The organism is Thalassolituus marinus (assembly GCF_020320395.1).
Classification (GTDB): Bacteria; Pseudomonadota; Gammaproteobacteria; order Pseudomonadales; family Oceanobacteraceae; genus Venatoribacter; species Venatoribacter marinus.
In genome coordinates, this window is the sequence record NZ_JAEDAH010000088.1 from 50,545 (window position 1) to 72,288 (window position 21,744).

A 21,744-nucleotide genomic window follows, 5' to 3' on the forward strand; every position below is an offset into this window, starting at 1 on the left:
CTTGCTAAGCTAATGAATTAAAGGGTCTGCCGCACATGGGCAGCAGACGACCAAGCCAGTGAGGTAGTGCCGGATATGGCAAAGAATTTCATACTGTGGGCAGTGATTGCCGCTGTCCTGATGATGGTGTTCAACAACTTTCAGAACGTCGGCCGTGGTAAAGAGCTGTCGTACTCTGAATTTATTACCGCTGTAGAAAGCGGTCAGGTTGAGCGGGTTACCATTTCCGGGCAGTCCATTACCGGTCAGAGCAGCAGTGGTGAAAGCTTTGAAACGGTGCTGCCGGTCTATGACGACAAGCTGATGGATACGCTGCTGAACAATCAGGTTCAGGTAGTGGGTGAAAAACCAGAGAAGCAGGGCTTCTTTACCCAGCTGTTACTGGCCTCTCTGCCGATCCTGATCATTATCGCCGTGTTTATGCTGTTTATGCGTCAGATGCAGGGCGGAGCCGGTGGTAAGGGCGGCCCTATGGCGTTTGGTAAGAGTAAAGCCAAACTGCTCAGCGAAGATCAGATCAAAACCACTTTCGAAGACGTTGCGGGCTGTGATGAAGCCAAAGAAGACGTTAAAGAGCTGGTCGAGTTTCTGCGTGATCCGGGTAAATACCAGCGCTTAGGCGGCAAGATTCCGCGCGGCGTACTGATGGTAGGTCAGCCGGGTACTGGTAAAACGCTGCTGGCAAAAGCGATCGCTGGTGAGGCGCGCGTACCTTTCTTCTCTATCTCCGGTTCTGATTTCGTTGAGATGTTCGTTGGTGTTGGTGCATCCCGTGTACGTGACATGTTCGATCAGGCTAAGAAGCAGGCTCCTTGCATTATCTTCATCGACGAAATCGATGCTGTAGGTCGTTCCCGTGGTGTAGGTATCGGCGGTGGCAACGATGAGCGTGAACAGACCCTGAACCAGCTGCTGGTTGAAATGGACGGCTTTGAGGTTAACGACGGCATCATCGTGATTGCTGCAACTAACCGTCCGGACGTACTGGACCCTGCGCTGCTGCGTCCGGGTCGTTTCGACCGTCAGGTCGTGGTTGGTTTGCCAGACATTCGCGGTCGTGAGCAGATTCTGGGTGTTCACATGCGTAAAGTGCCGGTAGCGGACGATGTGAATGCTTCGGTTATCGCACGTGGTACACCGGGTTTCTCCGGTGCCGATCTGGCGAATCTGGTGAACGAAGCTGCACTGTTTGCGGCTCGTGCCAATCGTAATCTGGTTACCATGGAAGAGTTCGAGAAGGCCAAGGATAAGATCCTGATGGGCGCCGAACGTAAGACCATGGTGATGTCCGAGAAAGAAAAAGAGAACACGGCCTATCACGAAGCGGGTCACGCTATTGTTGGTCGTCTGGTGCCGGAGCACGATCCTGTTTACAAGGTTTCTATTATTCCGCGCGGTCGTGCCCTGGGTGTGACTATGTTCCTGCCGGAAGAAGATCGTCACTCCATCAGCAAGCGCGGTATCGAGAGTAACATCTGCTCGCTGTACGGCGGTCGTATTGCTGAAGAAATGACACTGGGTAAAGACGGTGTCACCACGGGTGCCTCCAACGACATTGAGCGTGCAACCAAGTATGCCCGTAACTATGTGACCAAATGGGGTCTGTCTGAGCGACTCGGTGCTCAGCTGTACACCGAAGAGGAACAGAACGGTTATCTGGGCAGCTCAGGTGGTGGTCAGCTTTCTCACCTGTCGGATGAGACTGCACGTCTGATCGACTCTGAGGTTAAGGATCTGCTGGATCGTTGCTATCAGCGCGCTACGCAGTTGCTGGAAGACAACCGCGATAAGCTGGAGCTGATGAAAGATGCTCTGATGGAATATGAGACCATCGACATCAGTCAGATTGATGACATTATGGAAGGGCGCAAGCCTCGTCCGCCGAAGTCCTGGTCTGACAGTAACGGCTCTGGCCCGGCGGCGCCGGCAGAGGCCAGCCACGACATGGCTGACAATGGGCAGGATGATTCGGTTGGTGATGCCGCCGGAGAGCAGAACTCATAACTCCCCCTGCTCAGACTACTAAAGCGGCTTCGGCCGCTTTTTTCGTTAACTGATTCCGCACTACCCGGAGACTTGTGTGAAGCTGACTTGTGGTAACCGCCAGCTGGACCTATCAACCCCCCATGTAATGGGTATTCTTAACGTCACCCCGGATTCTTTCTCTGATGGTGGTCGTTTTAATTCGCTGGATACGGCATTGCGCCATGCGCAGCAGATGATTGCGGATGGCGCGACCATCATTGATGTCGGCGGAGAATCGACCCGTCCGGGGGCTGAACCTGTCTCTGAGCAGGAAGAGTTACAGCGGGTGGTGCCTGCTGTTGAGGCGCTGGCGCGAGAATTTGATGTCACTATTTCGATAGATACCAGTACACCTGCGGTAATGCGCGACAGCGCAGCGGCGGGTGCCCATCTGCTGAATGATGTGCGTGCTCTGACTCGCGACGGAGCGCTGGCCGCTGCAGCCGCAACCTCGCTGCCTGTTTGCCTTATGCACATGAATGGTGAGCCGCAGGTCATGCAGAACGCGCCGCATTATGATGAACCCATAGAGCAGGCTGTCATCCTCTACCTTGAGCAACGAATTGACGAATGTATACAGGCGGGTATTGACCGGAGTCGCATTCTTATCGATCCGGGCTTTGGTTTTGGCAAGAATCACGAGCATAATTACCGACTGTTAAATCAACTGGATGCTTTGCTGAGTATGGAGCTGCCAATTCTGGCGGGCCTGTCGCGCAAGCGAATGATCGGTGAAGCAACCGGCATCAGTGACGCAGCGTTGCGTGTGACCGGCAGTGTGGCCGGCGCCGTTATCTGCGTGATGAAGGGTGCCAGAATTTTGCGTGTGCACGACGTAAAAGAAACGGCGGAAGCCATTAAAGTTGCACATGCCACCTTAAGGGAAGGTCATGACTAGAAAGTACTTTGGCACGGACGGTGTTCGCGGCCGCGTGGGTGAGTATCCGATTACTCCGGATTTTGTAATGAAGCTTGGCTGGGCGGCCGGTAAGGTTTTTGCCGAGCAGGGCAAAAGCCAGATTCTGATCGGTAAAGATACCCGAATCTCCGGCTACATGTTCGAATCGGCACTGGAAGCAGGCCTGTCGGCAGCGGGCGTTGATATTGGTCTGCTGGGGCCTATCCCGACACCGGGTATTGCCTATCTGACCCGAACCTTCCGAGCCAGCGCTGGTATTGTGATCAGTGCTTCTCATAACCCGTATTACGATAACGGCATTAAATTCTTTTCCGGTGTCGGCGAAAAGCTGCCGGATGCGACTGAGCTGGCCATTGAAGAGTGGCTGGATAAGCCAATGACCTGTGTCGGCTCGTCTGAGCTGGGTAAGGCGCGTCGTATTAATGATGCAGCGGGTCGTTACATTGAGTTCTGTAAGGCTACTGCTAATACCATGAACCTGCGTGGCATGCGGATTGTGCTGGACTGCGCTCATGGTGCGACCTATCAGATTGCGCCGGCAGTATTCAGCGAGCTTGGTGCGACCGTGATCGCGATGGGCACCCAGCCGGATGGTCTCAATATCAACGATGGTGTTGGCTCAACGGAACCGGAAGCGCTGCGCAATAAAGTGCTTGAAGTGGGCGCTGATCTGGGGATTGCCTTTGATGGTGATGGCGATCGGGTAATGATGGTTGATCATCTGGGTAACTTACTCGATGGCGATCAGCTGCTGTTCATTATTACGGTTCATGCGCAACAACAGGGCCGTCTGAATGGCGGGGTTGTTGGTACGCTGATGAGCAACCTTGGCCTTGAGCTGGGTCTGAAAGATAAAGGCATCGACTTCCTGCGTGCCAAGGTTGGTGACCGCTACGTACATCAGATGCTGCATGAAAATGGCTGGCGTTACGGTGGTGAGTCTTCCGGCCATTTACTGTGTCTGGACGCCAACACGACAGGCGACGGCATTGTTGCCGCCCTGCAGGTTCTGCAGGCAGTGCAGGACAGCGGTGTGTCGCTGAACGAGTGGCAGTCGCGCATGATGAAAATGCCACAGGTTATGATCAATGTTCGCCGTAACCGCCAGGTGGATGTCTCCACCGATGCCGGTATTCAGGCGGCTGTTGGCAAGGCAGAAGACCTGCTGAAAGGGCGCGGTCGTATTCTGCTGCGCCCATCGGGAACCGAACCGGTTGTACGGGTCATGGTTGAAGGTGAGGATGCCGCACTGATTCAGAATGTTGCAGAAGAACTGTCTGAGGTGGTTGGCAAGGCCATCGGATGATGGTCTGTGCGCTTGTTTCGGCATGGCTTCTTAGATAGTATCTGCGCTCTTTGAATTTTGGGGACCCTCATGCGTCGTTTGTTAGTAGCCGGTAACTGGAAAATGAATGGCTCTGCGGAATTTGCCGCACAGTTGTTGCAGGACGTCACCGCGCAACTAAACGATCATTGTGATATGGCGGTGTTTCCTCCATTCCCATATATCGCTCAGGTTGCTGAGCAGCTGAAGGGGACTCCTGTTCAGGTTGGTGCACAAAATGTTGCCACTGATGATCAGGGTGCCTTTACCGGTGAAGTGTCTGCGCCCATGCTGACTGATGTCGGTTGTTCTATGGCACTTGTCGGACATTCCGAGCGTCGTACCCTGTACGGTGAAACCGATCTTGTTGTGCTGCAGAAGACGCGTCAGCTGCTGGCTAATGACCTGACGGCTGTTGTCTGTATTGGTGAAACGCTGGAAGAGCGTAAAGCCGGTCGTGAAGAAGCTGTTGTTTCTCAGCAGCTCGCACTGCTGATTGAACAGCTGAGCGAAAATGAATGGGATCGCATTATTCTGGCGTATGAGCCTGTGTGGGCTATTGGTACTGGTGAAACAGCAACACCGGAACAAGCTCAGGCAATTCATGCCTTTATTCGTGGTCAACTGCAGCAGGTTAGCGCCGCGGTGGCTGAGAAAACCCGTATCTTATACGGTGGTAGTGTAAAAGCTGCCAATGCGGCCGAGCTGTTTGCTCAGCCGGATATCGATGGCGGACTGGTGGGCGGTGCCTCCCTGGACGCAAATGAATTTACAGGAATTTGTCAGGCGTAAGGTACGTTATGGAATCTATTATTCTGATTGTTCACATTCTGCTGGCTTTAGGCATCATTGGTTTTGTGATGCTGCAGCAGGGTAAAGGTGCTGATGCAGGTGCTTCCTTCGGTGGTGGCGCGTCCCAGACCGTGTTCGGCAGCAGTGGCTCCGGCAACTTCCTGAGCCGTAGCACGGCAATTCTGGCAACCGTTTTCTTTATCACCAGCCTGGCGCTGGCGGTTTATGCCAGTCAGAAAGCAAAAAGCGTTACTGATCTGGGTATTCCAAGCGAAGAAGTGATAGAAAAGCTTGAGCAGGACACCCCAGTTGTGGAAGAATACGCGCCGTCTTCAGATGCACCTGAACTGGATGCATCTGTTTCTGACGAGCCAGCAGTCGAAAAGCCTGCCAACTAAGCTCAGTCAGTAGTCGTGCGGATGTGGTGGAATTGGTAGACACGCCATCTTGAGGGGGTGGTGAGCTAAGCTCGTGCGAGTTCGAGTCTCGCCATCCGCACCAATTATTACGGAAAAGCGAACATGGTTCGCTTTTTCTGTTTAAAGCGCCTATAATGCGCGTGCTTTTATAGAGCACTGTAAAAAGCCCCTCATGTCAGGGGCTTTTTAGTAGTCGCTTCCCGGGTGGAGCGGCTGACAAGGAATCAGCGCAGGCGTTGATTCCGGTCTGCGTCAGGCAGTAGCGGACTGGGCACATTGTTGCCCAGTTTTTGTTTGTGGAGAGGGTAATTATTTGTCTAAAAATTCGCAGTTGACCGAACTTATTGCACCAGTGGTTGAGTCCATGGGGTTCACCTTCTGGGGGCTCGAGTTTATGCCGCAGGGCAAACGCTCTATGTTGCGTATTTTTATTGATCACGCCGACGGTATTAATGTTGACCACTGCGCTCAGGTGAGCCGTCAGGTTAGCGCCGTAATGGACGTTGAAGATCCTATCGCTCAGGAATATACCCTTGAGGTTTCCTCTCCTGGGATGGATCGCCCTTTATTCACACTCGAACAGTTTCAGCAGTATGCAAATCACATTGTAGAGCTGCGTCTGCGTATGCCCTTCGACGGGCGTCGTAAATTTAAAGGCCAATTAATCGGTGTTGAGCAGGAAGATGTCGTACTCGTCGTCGACGATCACGAATATCTGTTGCCCATTGAGCTGATTGAAAAGGCTAATGTTGTTCCACAATTCAAGGACTAAGGTGCAGAGCGAGGCTAGAAGATGAGCAAAGAAATTCTCCTGGTCGCAGAAGCGGTTTCCAACGAAAAGGGTGTTTCAAAAGAAATTATTTTTGAAGCGATTGAGTCAGCCCTGGCCGCGGCCGCCAAGAAGCGTTACGAAGACGAAGAAGCTACCATTCGCGTTGATATCGATCGTCGCACCGGTGACTACCAGACATTCCGTAGCTGGCTGGTTGTCAGCAACGATGTGGTTCCGGGCCTGGGTGACGAGCTTACCCTGCAGGAAGCACACGAAATCGATACCAATCTGCAACCTGGTGACACCTATGAGACGCAGATTGATAACCCTGATTTCGGCCGTATTGCTGCCCAGGCTGCGAAGCAGATTATCGTGCAGAAAGTACGTGAAGCAGAGCGCGCACAGATCGTAGATCAGTACGAAGATCGCGTTGGCGAACTGGTTAACGGCACTGTTAAAAAAGTGACACGTGACAACATTATTGTAGACCTCGGCAATAACGCTGAAGGTCTGCTGCCAAAAGATCAGCTGATTGGTCGTGAGATCATGCGTATGGGTGATCGTGTTCGCGCCATTCTGCATGCGGTACGTCCGGAAAATCGTGGTCCGCAGCTGATGCTGAGCCGTACTTGTCCGGAAATGCTGATTGAGCTTTTCCGCATTGAAGTGCCGGAAATTGCTGAAGACGTTATTGAGATCAAGGGTGCTGCCCGTGATCCGGGTTCACGTGCGAAAATCGCCGTTAAGACCAATGACAAGCGTATCGACCCTGTTGGTGCCTGTGTTGGTATGCGTGGTGCGCGTGTTCAGGCTGTTACCAACGAACTGGGTGGTAACGAGCGTATCGACATCGTGCTGTGGGATGACAACCCGGCGCAGCTGGTGATTAACGCCATGGCGCCAGCCGATGTTGCGTCCATCATCATGGACGAAGAAACCAACACCATGGACGTTGCTGTTGCATCAGATAACCTGGCGCAGGCAATTGGTCGTGGCGGTCAGAACGTACGCCTGGCGTCCGAACTGACCGGTTGGGAAATCAATGTAATGACCGAAGAAGATGCTCAGGAGAAACAGTCTCAGGAAGCGTCCGGTTACATTGAAAACTTTATGAATACTCTGGACCTGGATGAAGACTTTGCCACCCTGCTGGTTGAAGAAGGCTTCACGACTCTGGAAGAGATTGCCTACGTTCCTATGGAAGAGATGCTGGCGATTGATGGTCTGGATGAAGATGTGGTTACCGAACTGCGTAACCGCGCCAAGGATGTCCTGCTGACCCAGGCTCTGGCATCTGAGGAAAAACTTGAAAATGCAGAACCAGCGGAAGACCTGCTGAACATGGATGGCATGGACAAGCACCTGGCTCTGGTTCTGGCCAGCAAAGGCATCTGTACGATGGAAGATCTTGCCGAGCAATCCATCGACGACTTGCTGGATATCGAAGATATGACCGAAGAAAAAGCGGCAGAGCTCATTATGACTGCACGCGCGCCCTGGTTTGAGGGCAACGACTAATCACTCGCTCGGCATAGGAGAAACGTATGGCAGATGTAACCGTTAAAGAACTCGCCGACGTGGTAGGGACCAGCGTTGATCGCTTGTTGTCCCAGATGAAAGAAGCTGGTCTGCCACAGACCGGCGCAGACCAGGCTGTGTCTGATGAACAGAAGCAATCACTGCTGACGTTCCTGAAGAAAAGTCATGGTGAATCAACAGCAGCACCGAAAAAAATTACGCTGAAGCGTAAGGTGACTACCACTCTGAAAACAGGTCAGGGCGGTAAGAAAGCTGTTGCGATTGAAGTTCGTAAAAAGCGTACTTACGTTAAGCGCGAAGAGCTGGAAAAAGAAGCTGAGCAGCAGGCGGAAGCCGTTGCTGAGGTAGCAGCAGAAGCCGTAGCGGCACCGGAAACCGTAGAAGCGGCAGTGGCTGCTCCGGTTGCTGAAGAGCCGAAGGCAGAAGCTGTTGCAGAAGCACCAGCTGCTGAAGCGAAAGCTGACAAGCCTGCGGCAAAAGCGAAAGCTGCTCCGACTGAAGAGTTGGACGTTGCCCAGAAGCGTGCTGAAGCAGAAGTTGCAGCGCAGCGTCAGGACGATGGTGGCCGTAACAAGAAGGCAACCAAAGCAGTTGATAAGAAACGCGCTGATCAGCGCGAAAACAGCCGCTTCCGTGATTCCGATGACAGCGACCGCAACCGTGGTCGTCGTCCGGGCAAGGGTCCTAAACTGAAAGGTGGTCGTGGTAAACACAGCTCAAATGAGCACGCATTTACCAAGCCAACTGCACCAGTTATTCGTGAAGTTGAACTGCCGGAAGCGATTTCCGTCGGTGATCTGGCTTCGAAAATGGCGGTTAAAGCCGGCGAAGTGATCAAAGAGCTGATGAAAATGGGCGTTATGGCGACCATTAACCAGACTCTGGATCAGGACACCGCCTCTCTGGTCGTTGAAGAAATGGGTCACAAAGTGACCAAGCTGATCGCCGATGACCAGCTGGAACAGGATGTAACTGAATCTGTTTCTTACGAAGGTGACGAGCAGACCCGTGCTCCGGTTGTTACCGTAATGGGTCACGTTGACCATGGTAAAACCTCGCTGCTGGACTACATCCGTAGCTCACGAGTGGCATCCGGTGAAGCCGGTGGTATTACCCAGCATATCGGTGCTTACCACGTAGAAACGGATCACGGCATGGTGTCCTTCCTGGATACCCCTGGACACGCAGCGTTTACCTCCATGCGTGCTCGTGGTGCTCAGGCAACTGACGTGGTTATTCTGGTGGTTGCAGCAGACGATGGCGTAATGCCACAAACCGAAGAAGCTGTTCAGCACGCTAAGTCTGCTGGCGTTCCTCTGGTGGTTGCTGTTAACAAAATGGATAAAGAAGCGGCTGATCCGGATCGTGTTAAAAACGAACTGTCAGCACGTGATGTTATTCCGGAAGACTGGGGCGGTGATGTACCGTTTATCCCGGTATCCGCAAAAACCGGTCAGGGCATTGATGAGCTGCTCGAAGCGGTACTGCTGCAAGCAGAACTGCTGGAACTGAAAGCACACTTTACTGGCCCGGGCCAGGGTGTAGTGGTTGAATCTCGTCTGGATAAAGGTCGTGGTCCGGTTGCTACTCTGCTGGTTCAGAACGGTACGCTGAAAAAAGGCGATATCGTACTGGCAGGTACTTGCTACGGTCGTGCCCGTGCACTGCTGGATGAAAACGGTAAGCAAACCGATGGTGCTGGTCCGTCTATCCCGGTAGAGATCCTGGGTCTGAACGGTACCCCGGATGCGGGTGACAACTTCATGGTTGTGGAAAGCGAGAAGAAAGCCCGTGAAGTGGCTGAGTTCCGTGAAACCAAAATGAAGGAACAACTGCAACAGCGTCAGCAGGCAGCCAAACTGGATGCACTGTTTGCCGGTATGGGCGAAGGCCAGCAGGCCAGCCTGAACGTGGTTGTTAAGACCGACGTACGTGGCTCGCTGGAAGCGATTGTTGCTTCCCTGCAGAAACTGGCGACCGACGAAGTTAAGGTTAACGTTGTAGCATCCGGTGTGGGTGGTATTACCGAAACTGACGCGACTCTGGCCGTTGCCGCCAGCGCCGTGGTATTCGGTTTCAACGTCCGTGCTGATAACGCTGCCAAGCGTGTTGTCGAAAACAACGACGTTGATATGCGCTACTACAGCGTAATCTACGATCTGCTGGATGACGTGAAACAGGCTATGGCTGGTCTGCTGGCGCCTGAACTGCGTGAAGAGATTGTGGGTATCGCCGAAGTGCGTGACGTGTTCAATTCACCGAAGTTCGGCCAGATTGCTGGTTGTATGGTGATTGACGGTAACGTATTCCGTAACAAGAAGATCCGCGTACTGCGTGAAAACGTAGTGATCTACGAAGGTGAACTGGAATCCCTGCGTCGCTTCAAAGACGACGTTCAGGAAGTTCGCCAGGGTATGGAATGTGGTATCGGCGTTAAGAACTATCAGGATGTTCGCCCAGGCGATCAGATCGAAGTGTTCGACGTTAAAGAAGTTGCTCGTACGCTGTAATACCGCGCGAGCATACTGATAAGCCAAAGCCCGGAACCGTCCGGGCTTTGGTGTCTCTGGAGAAAAGAGAATGCCTAAAGATTACAGCCGCACCTCGCGCCTGAGTGAACAGATCCAGCGTGATCTGGCACAGATGATTCAGTTCGACCTGAAAGACCCGCGTCTGGGTATGGTGACCCTGAATCACGTTAAAGTAGCTAAAGACATCGGTTACGCTGACATCTATTTCACAGTAATGGGTGCTAAAGGTGAAACCGACGAAGAAATTCGTCGTCAGACAGAAAAGATTCTGAACGATGCCGCAGGCCACCTGCGTAGCGAGCTGGCGCGCATTATGCGTACTCGCATTACCCCACATCTGCGTTTCCACTACGACGAAACCCTGGATCGCGGTATGAAACTGACCAGCCTGATTAAGAAAGCCACCGACGAAGACAATGCTCGTCATCAGGCTGACGAAGACGATAAGGCTGAATAACGCGTATGGCGAAAACGAAAAAAGGCCGCGCAGTTTCGGGGATTGTGGTCATTAACAAGCCCCTGGGTCTTTCTTCCAATCAGGTGCTGCAGCGCGTTAAGCGCCTGTTTAATGCGCAGAAGGCCGGTCATACCGGTGCTCTGGACCCAATGGCCAGTGGTGTTTTACCCGTCTGTTTAGGTGAGGCCACCAAGTTCTCGCAGATACTGCTGGACGCTGATAAAGGCTATGAGACCACAGCGAAGCTGGGTGAGGTGCGCTCCACCGGTGACGTTGAAGGCGAAGTGTTACGCACTGCAGCCGTCCCCGACTTGCAGAACATCGATCTCGAGTCTGTACTTGAGCCGTTTCGCGGTGACGTCGAACAGGTGCCGCCAATGTTTTCGGCACTGAAAATGGACGGTAAGCCGCTGTATGAGCTGGCCCGTCAGGGCATGTCTGAGGCGGATATGAAGGCCGTGGCGGAAAAGAAACGCCGCGTGATCACCATCCACAGCCTTACCCTTGATGCCCAGCGTGATGACGAACTCGACCTGTCAGTGCGCTGCTCGAAAGGCACCTATATCCGTACGTTAGTAGAGGATATTGGCGACGCGCTCGGTTGTGGCGCCTACGTCAGCCGTTTGCATCGTACCCATAGTGGGCCGTACCACAGTGGACAGATGCTGACCCTCGAACAGTTGGAAGCGCTGGCAGAGCAGGGTGCTGATGTGCTGGATGCTGTCTTGTTAGCGCCAGAAAGCGCCTTGCCGGGCTGGCCGGAAGTGCAGCTCAGTTTAGCCGAAGCGCGAAAAATGCTGCATGGACAGACGGTAAATACTGGCCTGGAGCCAAGTCCTTCTGTACAATTATGGGCCGTTGAATCGGGTATCCGTCAGTTGATCGGCATTGGCCGTATCGAAGATGGCCGGGTGATTGCCCAGCGACTGATGCAGGTAACCTTACCTGATGCAGTCTGAAACCGTTTCAACCGTGTCTATGACACGCACATCCCACTGTTAATGTGCACGGTGGCGATGATTTTTTAACAGTCAGGTTCGCCTGATGCACATTAACCGGAGTATTAAAGATGGCATTATCTGCTGCTCAGAAAGCTGAGATTGTAAAAGAGTACCAAGTTGCTGAAGGCGACACTGGTTCTCCTGAAGTTCAGGTTGCACTGCTGACCCACAACATCGTTGGCCTGCAGGACCACTTCAAAGCGCACGGTAAAGATCACCACTCTCGTCGTGGTCTGATCCGCATGGTTAACCAGCGTCGTAAGCTGCTGGACTACCTGAAGCGTAAAGATGCAAACCGTTACACCGCTCTGATCGGTCGTCTGGGTCTGCGTCGCTAAGATCTCATCTGCAGCAAAAGCCCTACGGGGCTTTTGTTGTATCTGGCCTTCTGCCATTTCTGCTCTTATTAAATCTACCTGCCGCGCTGTGGTGCCAACCCCACACTGATTCGGATGTGGTGGTGCTTCTAATCATTGGCTTTCCCGTTCAGGCGAGAGTCCATGCTTAGAAGCACCGGCAGTCAGCAGGAAACTTTGTTTACATAAGGAAATATTGAATGAGCAATATCCCTGTTGCTAAGACCAAAACGTTTGAATTCGGCGGTCAGACCGTCACTCTGGAAACTGGCCGTATCGCCCGTCAGGCCGACGGTGCTGTGCTGGCTACTATCGGTAAAACTCAGGTTCTGGCGACTGTTGTAGCCGCTAAAACCACCAAGCCTGGTCAGGACTTCTTCCCGCTGTCCGTTCACTACCAGGAAAAAATGTACGCTGCAGGCCGTATCCCGGGTGGTTACCTGAAGCGTGAAGGTCGTCCTTCTGAAAAAGAAACCCTGACTTCCCGTCTGATCGACCGTCCTATCCGTCCTCTGTTCCCGGAAGGCTTCCTGAACGAAGTTCAGGTGATTCCTACTGTTATGGCATCTGAGAAAGGCGTTGATCCTGATATCTGTGCCATGATCGCTGTATCTGCAGCGCTGGCAGTATCTGGTGTTCCTTTCAACGGTCCTATCGGTGCAGCCCGTGTTGGTTTCACTGACGACGACGGTTACATGCTGAACCCAACCGATGCTCAGCTGGCTGATTCTCTGCTGGACATGGTAGTTGCCGGTACTAAAGACGCGGTTCTGATGGTTGAATCTGAAGCCGACGAACTGACCGAAGACGAAATGCTGGGTGCGGTTCTGTTCGCACACAAAGGTTTCCAGAGCGCGATCACTGCCATCAATGAGTGGACTGCTGAGCTGGGTGTACAGCGTTGGGACTGGACTGCGCCAGAGCAGAACAAGCCTCTGTACGAAGCAGTAAAAGCTGAAACTGCTGCTGCAATCGGCGACGCGTACACCATCTCTGACAAGATGGCTCGTTACGGCAAGCTGGACGAAATCAAAGCTGCTGCTGTTGAAAAACTGGTCGCTGCTGAAGGCGAAGAAGGCTTCAGCAAAGACGAAGTTGTCGACATGATCGGTGAACTGAAGTATGAAGTAGTACGTCAGCGCGTAATCGACGGTGCTCCACGTATCGACGGTCGTGACAACGACACCGTACGTCCTCTGACCATCGAAACCGGTGTACTGAAGACCACTCACGGTTCTGCGATCTTCACCCGTGGTGAAACTCAGGCCATCGTTGCGACCACACTGGGTTCTGCCCGTGACGCACAGATGATCGACTTCCTGCACGGTACTCAGACTGATCCGTTCCTGTTCCACTACAACTTCCCTCCATTCTCTGTAGGTGAAGCTGGTCGTATGGGTTCTCCGGGTCGTCGTGAAATTGGTCACGGTCGCCTGGCCCGTCGTGGTGTTCAGGCAATGATGCCAACTCAGGAAGAATTCCCGTACACCGTTCGTGTGGTTTCTGAAATCACTGAATCCAACGGTTCTTCTTCTATGGCGTCTGTATGTGGTGCTTCCCTGGCACTGATGGACGCTGGTGTGCCGATCAAAGCACCAGTTGCTGGTATCGCCATGGGTCTGGTTAAAGAAGGCGACAAGTTTGCTGTTCTGACCGACATTCTGGGTGACGAAGATCACCTGGGTGACATGGACTTTAAAGTAGCCGGTACTGACGAAGGTATCACTGCTCTGCAGATGGATATCAAGATCGAAGGTATCACTGAAGAGATCATGGAAATCGCTCTGGAAAAAGCCAAGGCCGCGCGTCTGAGCATCCTGAACGACATGAACAAAGTCATTGCAGAACCACGTAAAGAGCTGTCTGAAAACGCTCCTACTATGACTGCGATGAAGATCCCGTCCGACAAGATCCGTGAAGTAATCGGTAAAGGCGGCGCGACTATCCGTGACATCACCGAGAAGACTGGCGCTTCTGTGGATATCGATGACAACGGCGACATCAAGATCTTCGCAACCGACAAAGCTTCTGCTGACGCTGCAAAAGCGATGATCGAAGCCATCACTGCTGAAATCGAAGTGGGTACTACCTACACCGGTAAAGTAAGCAAGATCGTTGATTTCGGTGCTTTCATCACCGTACTGCCAGGCAAAGACGGCCTGCTGCACATTTCTCAGATCAGTGAAGAGCGTGTTGAAAACGTGACTGACTATCTGCAGGAAGGTCAGACCGTTAACGTACTGGTCGCAGACGTTGATCCGAAAGGTCGCGTTAAGCTGACCATGAAGGGTGTTGAACAGCCAGCCTGATTCAGCCCTGATTAAAGAAACCGCCTTCGGGCGGTTTTTTTATGTCTGCAACTTGCCCAGTCAGAAGCAAAATCATTGTTAACAGCTAAAATTCAGATATTCGAGATGCACACATAAGGAATGAGGCTGATGAAAGCTGTAACTAAATATGGAGCGCCGCTGGCCTTTGCAATTTTGTTAGGTGCTTGCGGAGGTGACGATAGCGGCACTGGAAACACTATCGAGGCAATTGAATATTCAGGTAATAACTCAGCTGCTAGCCTGAGCGCTGATAATCAGGGGGTATATGCGACAAGTTCTGCTGAGGTTGTTGCAAAATCCATAGCAGCAAATGTATCTGATGACCCTATGGATAATTTGCCAATAGCTGCTGTAAGTCGTGTCAGTTCTGATCAGAAAGCATTGCTTAAGCAAGCTGTAGGGTCCGTTCTGGAGTACACGCTTGAAGGCTTGCCAATCGCAGCAACTCAGAATGACACAGGTGATTGTGGAGGCGCTGCATCAATGTCCGGCAGCGAGTCAAAGGCAACCATTGTTTACAGCGATTACTGCTTTTATGACTTATACGGCGACGTTGTTTATGCCGACGGGAGCTTGTCTTATGTTTATTCCTCCAGTGGGGATATCGAGATCGTTACGTATCGGTTCTCCGATTTCACCATAAGTTACGACGAGGAGAGTTCCACATTAAATGGTGGCATGACTGACCATTACAAATGGAGTGAGTCTGATAAAGAATATTACAGCGTATATTCCAGTTGGAATTATTCGGTAACGCAAAATGGTGTTACTCAGCAGTACTCAGGCACAATAGAGTGCAGTAGTGTGGCTGCCAGTAGCTGCGAATACGATGAGCAGATTCAGGGCTCCCATGGTGAGGTGTATCAGCTATCTGACCTGTATGTATATGACGGTGACTCCTACTACACAGTTGAAGCGACTTTCTACCACCCTGAATACGGTTACGTTGATCTCGAAGCAAGCAATATTACGCTGTGCTCAGATGGTTCTGTTGGTGATGGCACGATCATTCTGGAAGATAACTCCGGCACCACCATGACTGTAACCTTTAACGGCTGTGGTTCTTCTCCGACGGTAACGCTAAACTAACTCTCTATGAGAGCAGTGTTTCTGAAAGCCGGTTGCTGCGTTGCAGTAGCCGGTTTTTTCGTATTCAGTCATCTGGCCAATGGTCTGCAGCTGGAATTAGCAGCAGGGCAGGACCGCTGGTTGTATAAAGAATTCTCCCTGATAGGCAGTGAACTCGATCGAGAGCAGGGCTGGCTGCCCGTGCTGGCGCTGGCGACTACGCACGAGCTTCTTCCAGAGCACAGCCTGGAGCTGACCTTTCAGCGCTCAGCAGGCCCTTTACAGTATCGCGGCTCGACACAAAATGGACAGACGCTGGCGACAGGCACGCAGGAAACAGAATTTGAACTTTCTGCTGTGTGGCAGTGGCAGCTACTGGATCACTGGTCGCTTGATGCTGGCCTGAGCCAATGGCGCTGGTTCCGCGATATTCAAGCTACGGCTATTACTCAGGCGCTATCCGAACGTTATGACAGCTATGGCCCATTGCTCGGACTTCGCTATCAACGTGGTTTGGCCAATGTTCACGTCGAAGTATCCGCTCACTATCAATACTGGACCGGCGCCAATATGCGCATGGATCTGCGGGCGCAGGGCTATGGCTATGTGGATATTCCCATGCCTGACGGTCGGGCGTTTAAGGCTGTGATACAGCTTACCAAGCCGCTATCGCGCCAATGGGATATGGGGTTTGAATACCAGCTTAGCTGGCGGACCTTTCCATGGTCAGATGATGTCGCGGCCAGTAACGGTTTCCGTACTATCTATCTGGCGGAACCAGAATCGGAAGACTTTCGCCATGGTTATCGGCTGCTGTTCAGGCGCCATTGGTAGGTTTCTGAAGGTCGTCTGACAGGGTTGGGTCGGTCAGGTCTGGTGAGCTCAGCTCAGGCGTACAGGTCGAGGAAGCGGCCGCGGCTTTGTTCTTCACCGGTCATCTGGCTGACCTCGGCAAATGGTCGTGTAGATTCATCACTGTTCAGTGCCTGTTGCCGTTGCTGCTGACGGGATAAATCGTTGTCATCCGGGTAAGCCGGAATAAACTCCGCTTCGCGCGATGCCCGCAGGGGCTCACTTTCCTGCAGGCGTGTACGTGCTTCAGGCTGGGGTGCAGAAACCGGAGTCAGCAGCGTGTATACAGGGTTCTGGAAGCGAGTATCCATGGCATGATCCACAGGGCGTTGAGCTAACTATAGCCGCGCAGATCCGTGCCGTCTTCTGCCATTATTCCGGCACAGTTTTTCGTCGGATTTCTGCCGTTCAGGGCAGAAAAATACTGCCTTGCAGGTACAGAAAAACCCGTCCGCCAATCAGTATTCGCTCGCCTTCACGGCGCAGTGCCACATCGCCACCACGGGCAGAACACTGCCATGCCTGTAACTGCTCCTGGTTAAAGTGCTCCGCCCATAATGGCATCAGGCTGCAGAAGGACGAACCGGTTACCGGGTCTTCATCAATACCCTGAGCCGGAGCAAAAAAGCGGCTGATAAAGTCGTAGCCGGGCGAATGACTGGCAGCTGTAACAACCAGAGCAAAGGTGTCCAGTGTCGCAATGGCTGAAAGGTCTGGCTGGCATTGCTGAACCTCCTGCTCTGAGGCGACAACCGCAATCAGATCGCGCGCCTGGTGCAGGCTGATCACGGGGGCGGCAATGATGTCGCTGATACGCTGACGCAATACTTCGTCGTTGACTGCTGCCGGCGGGCGCGCCGGGAAATCCAGCCACAATACGTCGTCGTCGACAGAGGCCTTAACGGCTAAGCTGCCAACCTGACAGTGAAACGGGATTTCCAGACGGTCGTCGCCACGCAGGCGAATTACATGGGCCGCGGCCAGTGTTGCGTGGCCACACAAATCGACTTCGGTGGATGGGGTAAACCAGCGGATGTCATAGCAGCCGTTGTTATCAACGTAGAATGCTGTTTCCGCTAAATTATTTTCAGCGGCGATGGCCTGCATCCGGGCATCGCTCAACCACTCACTGAGAGGTACCACAGCAGCAGGATTACCGGAGAAATTGCCGGAGGTCTGTCGCACAAATGCGTCTACCTGATAGATATCGAGCTGCATGCTGCCACCACTGAGGAATAAAGCAGGCAGTGTGCGGGAAAAAAAAGAGCTGCACAATGGCAGCTCTTATTGCGACGTTTTTTCTGATAGAAAAAGCTCAGAGCAGTGCGATATCCAGATATTCCGGAACCTCGACATTCCAGCCGAATTCATCCTGCAGATGCAGGCGCATGCAGTCTGCCGCACAGCTTTCACCATGAGTAATAAATACTTTCGTTGGCTTGCCTGGCATCTTTTTCAGCCAGTCGCTGATTTCACGATAGTCACCGTGGCTGGAAAGTGCCTGCAGATTAGCGACTTCTGCTTTAACCGGGAAATACTGACCATGGATTTTAATATGATCAGCACCATTAGTGAGGGAGTCGCCGCGGGTACCGGCAGCCTGATACCCCAGGAATAGTACTGAGTTGCGCGCATCACCCACCAGGGTTTTTAAATGATGCAGAACCCGGCCGCCACTCGCCATGCCGCTGGCAGAAATGATAATGCCCGGATATTTGCGGTTATTCAGTTCGATGGACTCTTCTACCGTTTTCACATAGTGGGTTATGTGGTCCATCTTTTCACAGTCTTCTTTACTCAGCTTATGTTCATCGTGAAGGCTGAAAAAGATTTCTGTGGCGCGAATAGCCATCGGACTGTTGAGGTAAACCGGCATGGTAGGAATACGATTCTGCTCGAGCAATTTCTGCAGAATATGAATCACCAGCTGTGCGCGGCCGACGGCAAAGGCTGGCATTAACACAATGCCACCGCGGGCAGCGGTACGGTTTACCACGTCTGCAATGGCTTGCTCTGCATCGATCTCTTCATGCAGACGATTACCGTAGGTTGATTCCACGACCAGATAATCCGTCGCTGCCAGAGGTTTGGGCGGATACATAATCATGTCGTTGGAACGGCCAACATCACCGGTGAAGGTAATACTTTTGCCCTGATATTCCAGGCGAATGGCGCAGGCACCGAGAATATGGCCCGTCGGGGTGAAGGTCGCAGTCATACCTCCGGGTAACTCCAGCGTGTCGCTGGTTGCTATGTGGCGAAACTGCTTCAGTACCTTACGTGCATCATCTTCGGTATACAGCGCTTCGGCTGGCTCATGTTTGCTGAAACGCTTTTTATTGGCGTATTTAGCGTCTTCTTCCTGCAGATAACCCGCATCGGGCAATAACACTTTGCACAGGGCGTGGGTGCCTTCCGAGCAATAAATCGGACCGTGAAAACCACGTTTCATCAGCGCAGGTAAAAAACCAGAGTGGTCGATATGCGCATGGGTCAGCAGCACAGCATCAACGTTATCGGCGTGGAACGGCAGTTCCGTCCAGTTGCGGCGGCGAACATTCTTAATGCCCTGAAACAGACCGCAATCGATCAGCAGTTTATAGCGGTCGTACTTCACCAGATATTTGGAGCCGGTTACGGTGCCGGTTGCACCAATAAACTGAACCTGAAACGGAGCCTGCATAATTCACCCGATAAATTGCATAACACTGTGTCTCATCATGGCAGAAGAGTGTCTGCCTGCAAATTGTGGCAAGATCATTATTTGACTTACCGCAATGTGACAGACTGTTGCGAAAACTACACTGTACGCTCTTACAGCGGGCTTAAAGATGGAAACAGAATTCGATTACTTACACCTGCGTCGTCTTGGCATTAATACCCATCAGGAACCTGTGGTTTATATGCGCCAGGATTGTCACGTGGCCATTTCCGAGGGCTTTTTTGCCCATAGCCGGGTCGAGGTTAAAGCCGGCCAGCGTTCCGTCATCGCGACTCTGGTTCTGGTTTGCAGCGATTTGCTGTCGCATGAACAAGCCGGTGTCTCGGAAGCTGCCTGGCACCGGCTTGGTTGTCCGGAGGACGGCACCCAGCTGCATTTCAGTCATGCCCGCCCGGTGGACTCCATGTCCTTTGTGCGCGGTAAGCTCTATGGCCAGCCTATCAGTCAGGATGCTGCCGTTGCCATCATTACCGATATACGCGAAGGCCGTTACAGCGATATTCAGCTGGCGGCGTTTGTCACTGCCTGCGCCGGTGACCGTCTCAGCCTGGATGAAACCATCGCCATAACCCGCGCCATGGTCGACAGTGGTCAGCGTTTTGACTGGCAGTCAGAGGTGGTACTGGATAAGCACTGCGTTGGTGGTCTGCCCGGCAACCGTACCACTCCGATCGTGGTGGCGATTGTTGCTGCCAACGGTCTGACCATGCCGAAAACCTCAAGCCGCGCGATTACCTCGCCGGCCGGTACGGCCGACACTATGGAAGTGATGACCAACGTAGCGCTGAGCTTTGACCAGATGCATCAGGTGGTGGCCAGTGAAGGCTCCTGTCTGGCGTGGGGCGGCTCGGTCAGCCTGAGCCCGACCGATGATCTGGTGATCCGTGTTGAGCGTGCGCTTGATCTGGATAGTGAAGGTCAGCTGGTGGCTTCGGTTATTTCGAAGAAAGTGGCCGCGGGTTCACGCCAGGTATTAATTGATATACCGGTCGGTCCGACGGCCAAAGTGCGTTCGCAGCATGTGGCGCAGGGGCTGAAGCAGGCACTGGAGCAAACCGGCGCGGCACTGGGGCTGGATATCCGCACCATCATTACCGACGGTTCGCAGCCGATAGGTCGTGGTATCGGCCCGGCGCTGGAAGCCCGCGATGTGTTGCAGGTGTTACGCAACGAAGTACAGGCACCGCAGGATTTGCGCGATAAATCGCTGGAAATGGCCGGCATTCTGCTCGAAATGGGTGGCAAGGCAGCGCAGGGTGAGGGCTACCTGCTGGCGGAAAAAACACTGCTCAGTGGTGCGGCGCTGGAAAAGTTTGAAAACATTTGTCGTGCTCAGGGGCGTTTTGACGAACCTGGCGTCGCTGCGCATACGCACTGTATTCGCGCTCCGCATAATGGTGTGGTGGCGTACTTTAATAACCGATTTATTGCCCGCCTGGCGTCGCTGGCCGGAGCGCCGGATGTGAAAACTGCCGGGGTCGAGCTGCATGTAGCATTGGGTGACAGCGTTGAAGCCGGTGCACCGTTATTTACCCTGCACGCAGAAGCACCGGGTGAACTGGCGTATGCCCTCGATTTTCTCGATGGCCATACCGACGTGGTACGAATTGAAGAAGAAATGGTCTGAGCCATTCACAGGCCCGGCATTAGCGGGCCTTATTTTTATTGGAAGGTACATACAATGGCTGATACAGCAATACTGGTATTAGATGGCCACCAGAGCCTGGCGCAAACGCTGGCACAACAACTGACGGCGTCGGGTCGTGAAACTGAAGTATTGTCGCTGGAAACACGACATTTTCCCGACGGTGAACTGTATTTTAATTTACCGGAAAATATTGCCGGTAAAGACATCATTGTTTTATGCCACTTACACCAACCCAGCGATAAAGCTCTGGCGTTGTGGTTCATGGCCGGGCATCTGCGCGATTTTGGTGTGCGCTCAGTCGGTCTGGTGGCACCGTATCTGGCGTATATGCGTCAGGATATCCGTTTTAATCCGGGTGAATGTTTAACCTCGAAATATTTCGCCGAGCTGATTAATCAGCGTTTTGATTACCTGATTACCGTTGATCCGCACCTGCATCGTTATCACAACCTGAATGAGATCTACAGCATTCCGGCAGAGGCACTGCATGCCACGGATATTATTGGCGATTACCTGAAAACTCAGGTGAAAAATCCGCTGGTGGTCGGGCCGGATGAAGAAAGCGAACAGTGGGCCAGTGAAGTGGCCGCTGTTGCTGGTTGTGATTTTCTGGTGCTGCGCAAAACCCGCAGTGGCGACCGTGACGTGGCCATTCATATTCCGGACGTACAGCGTTACGCCGATCATCAGCCGGTGCTGGTGGACGATATTATTTCCACTGGCCGCACTATGCTGCGAACCGCTGAAGAGCTGGTGGCGCAGGGGCTGAACCAGCCGCTGTGCATTGGTGTACACGCCGTGTTTGCTGAAGGTGGTGAAGGGGTTCCATCCGCCGACGAAGAAATGCGCGCCGGGCCGATTGCTGGCATCGTCACCAGCAACTGCATTCCGCATGTCACCAATGGTATTGATGTCAGTCAGTTACTCACCCCGGCAGTCCTTAGTATGCTGGCCAACTTACCGGTAGCTAAGGCCTGACAGCGGAGAAA

The 21,744-nt window shown here is 52.9% G+C and carries 19 protein-coding genes and 1 tRNA gene; 17 read left to right on the forward strand and 3 right to left on the reverse strand.

Annotated features, from left to right (window positions below; genetic code table 11):
• The first annotated feature begins 75 nt into the window (after positions 1-75).
• The 15 genes from ftsH (at position 76) to I9W95_RS13335 (ending at position 16,367) form a co-directional block, all read left to right on the forward strand.
• Entirely contained in the window at positions 76-2,004 is a 1,929-nt protein-coding gene (ftsH, locus tag I9W95_RS13265) for an ATP-dependent zinc metalloprotease FtsH (RefSeq protein ID WP_225675669.1), read from the forward strand.
• Positions 2,005-2,080: 76 nt separating this feature from the next.
• Positions 2,081-2,923 carry a dihydropteroate synthase gene (gene folP, locus I9W95_RS13270; protein ID WP_225675671.1) on the forward strand — a complete coding sequence of 281 codons (843 nt, stop codon included), beginning with the start codon at positions 2,081-2,083 and terminating at the stop codon, positions 2,921-2,923.
• Positions 2,916-4,250: a phosphoglucosamine mutase gene (gene glmM, locus I9W95_RS13275; protein ID WP_225675673.1), complete on the forward strand. Its 1,335-nt coding sequence runs from the start codon at positions 2,916-2,918 to the stop codon at positions 4,248-4,250. The genes folP and glmM overlap by 8 nt, the downstream gene beginning before the upstream one ends.
• A gap of 69 nt (positions 4,251-4,319) precedes the next feature.
• Entirely contained in the window at positions 4,320-5,060 is a 741-nt protein-coding gene (gene tpiA, locus I9W95_RS13280; protein ID WP_225675675.1) for a triose-phosphate isomerase, read from the forward strand.
• Between the two features lie 8 nt (positions 5,061-5,068).
• On the forward strand, positions 5,069-5,458 hold the full coding sequence (gene secG / locus I9W95_RS13285) for a preprotein translocase subunit SecG (RefSeq protein ID WP_225675677.1): 390 nt from the start codon (positions 5,069-5,071) through the stop codon (positions 5,456-5,458).
• Positions 5,459-5,475: 17 nt separating this feature from the next.
• Positions 5,476-5,561, forward strand: a tRNA-Leu gene (locus I9W95_RS13290).
• A gap of 231 nt (positions 5,562-5,792) precedes the next feature.
• Complete coding sequence (gene rimP / locus I9W95_RS13295; RefSeq protein ID WP_225675679.1) at positions 5,793-6,251, forward strand: ribosome maturation factor RimP; 459 nt, start codon at positions 5,793-5,795, stop codon at positions 6,249-6,251.
• Positions 6,252-6,272: 21 nt separating this feature from the next.
• Entirely contained in the window at positions 6,273-7,769 is a 1,497-nt protein-coding gene (gene nusA, locus I9W95_RS13300; RefSeq protein ID WP_225675681.1) for a transcription termination factor NusA, read from the forward strand.
• A gap of 26 nt (positions 7,770-7,795) precedes the next feature.
• Positions 7,796-10,300 carry a translation initiation factor IF-2 gene (gene infB / locus I9W95_RS13305; RefSeq protein WP_225675683.1) on the forward strand — a complete coding sequence of 835 codons (2,505 nt, stop codon included), beginning with the start codon at positions 7,796-7,798 and terminating at the stop codon, positions 10,298-10,300.
• A gap of 70 nt (positions 10,301-10,370) precedes the next feature.
• Positions 10,371-10,778 carry a 30S ribosome-binding factor RbfA gene (gene rbfA, locus I9W95_RS13310; RefSeq protein WP_225675686.1) on the forward strand — a complete coding sequence of 136 codons (408 nt, stop codon included), beginning with the start codon at positions 10,371-10,373 and terminating at the stop codon, positions 10,776-10,778.
• A gap of 5 nt (positions 10,779-10,783) precedes the next feature.
• Positions 10,784-11,737, forward strand: a complete 954-nt coding sequence (gene truB, locus I9W95_RS13315; RefSeq protein ID WP_225675688.1) for a tRNA pseudouridine(55) synthase TruB — start codon at positions 10,784-10,786, stop codon at positions 11,735-11,737.
• Between the two features lie 110 nt (positions 11,738-11,847).
• Positions 11,848-12,117, forward strand: a complete 270-nt coding sequence (gene rpsO, locus I9W95_RS13320; protein ID WP_225675690.1) for a 30S ribosomal protein S15 — start codon at positions 11,848-11,850, stop codon at positions 12,115-12,117.
• A 218-nt stretch (positions 12,118-12,335) separates the two neighbouring features.
• Complete coding sequence (gene pnp / locus I9W95_RS13325; RefSeq protein WP_225675692.1) at positions 12,336-14,444, forward strand: polyribonucleotide nucleotidyltransferase; 2,109 nt, start codon at positions 12,336-12,338, stop codon at positions 14,442-14,444.
• Positions 14,445-14,573: 129 nt separating this feature from the next.
• The gene (locus tag I9W95_RS13330) at positions 14,574-15,554 is read left to right on the forward strand and encodes a hypothetical protein (protein WP_225675694.1); all 981 of its coding nucleotides are present in this window, start codon (positions 14,574-14,576) and stop codon (positions 15,552-15,554) included.
• A 6-nt stretch (positions 15,555-15,560) separates the two neighbouring features.
• Positions 15,561-16,367 (forward strand): hypothetical protein, encoded by an 807-nt coding sequence (locus I9W95_RS13335; RefSeq protein WP_225675696.1) that lies wholly within the window; start codon positions 15,561-15,563, stop codon positions 16,365-16,367.
• A gap of 53 nt (positions 16,368-16,420) precedes the next feature.
• On the opposite strand, the gene I9W95_RS13340 is transcribed toward I9W95_RS13335, so the two are convergent.
• The 3 genes from I9W95_RS13340 to I9W95_RS13350 form a co-directional block, all read right to left on the reverse strand.
• Positions 16,421-16,696: a hypothetical protein gene (locus I9W95_RS13340; RefSeq protein ID WP_225675698.1), complete on the reverse strand. Its 276-nt coding sequence runs from the start codon at positions 16,694-16,696 to the stop codon at positions 16,421-16,423.
• A gap of 97 nt (positions 16,697-16,793) precedes the next feature.
• Positions 16,794-17,603, reverse strand: coding sequence for a PhzF family phenazine biosynthesis protein (locus tag I9W95_RS13345; protein WP_225675700.1), 810 nt, complete (start codon positions 17,601-17,603; stop codon positions 16,794-16,796).
• A gap of 97 nt (positions 17,604-17,700) precedes the next feature.
• Entirely contained in the window at positions 17,701-19,068 is a 1,368-nt protein-coding gene (locus tag I9W95_RS13350; RefSeq protein ID WP_225675702.1) for an MBL fold metallo-hydrolase, read from the reverse strand.
• Positions 19,069-19,216: 148 nt separating this feature from the next.
• On the opposite strand from I9W95_RS13350, the gene I9W95_RS13355 reads away from it, so the two are divergent.
• On the forward strand, positions 19,217-20,734 hold the full coding sequence (locus I9W95_RS13355; RefSeq protein WP_225675704.1) for a thymidine phosphorylase family protein: 1,518 nt from the start codon (positions 19,217-19,219) through the stop codon (positions 20,732-20,734).
• Positions 20,735-20,788: 54 nt separating this feature from the next.
• Entirely contained in the window at positions 20,789-21,733 is a 945-nt protein-coding gene (locus tag I9W95_RS13360) for a ribose-phosphate diphosphokinase (protein ID WP_225675706.1), read from the forward strand.
• Positions 21,734-21,744: the final 11 nt, after the last annotated feature.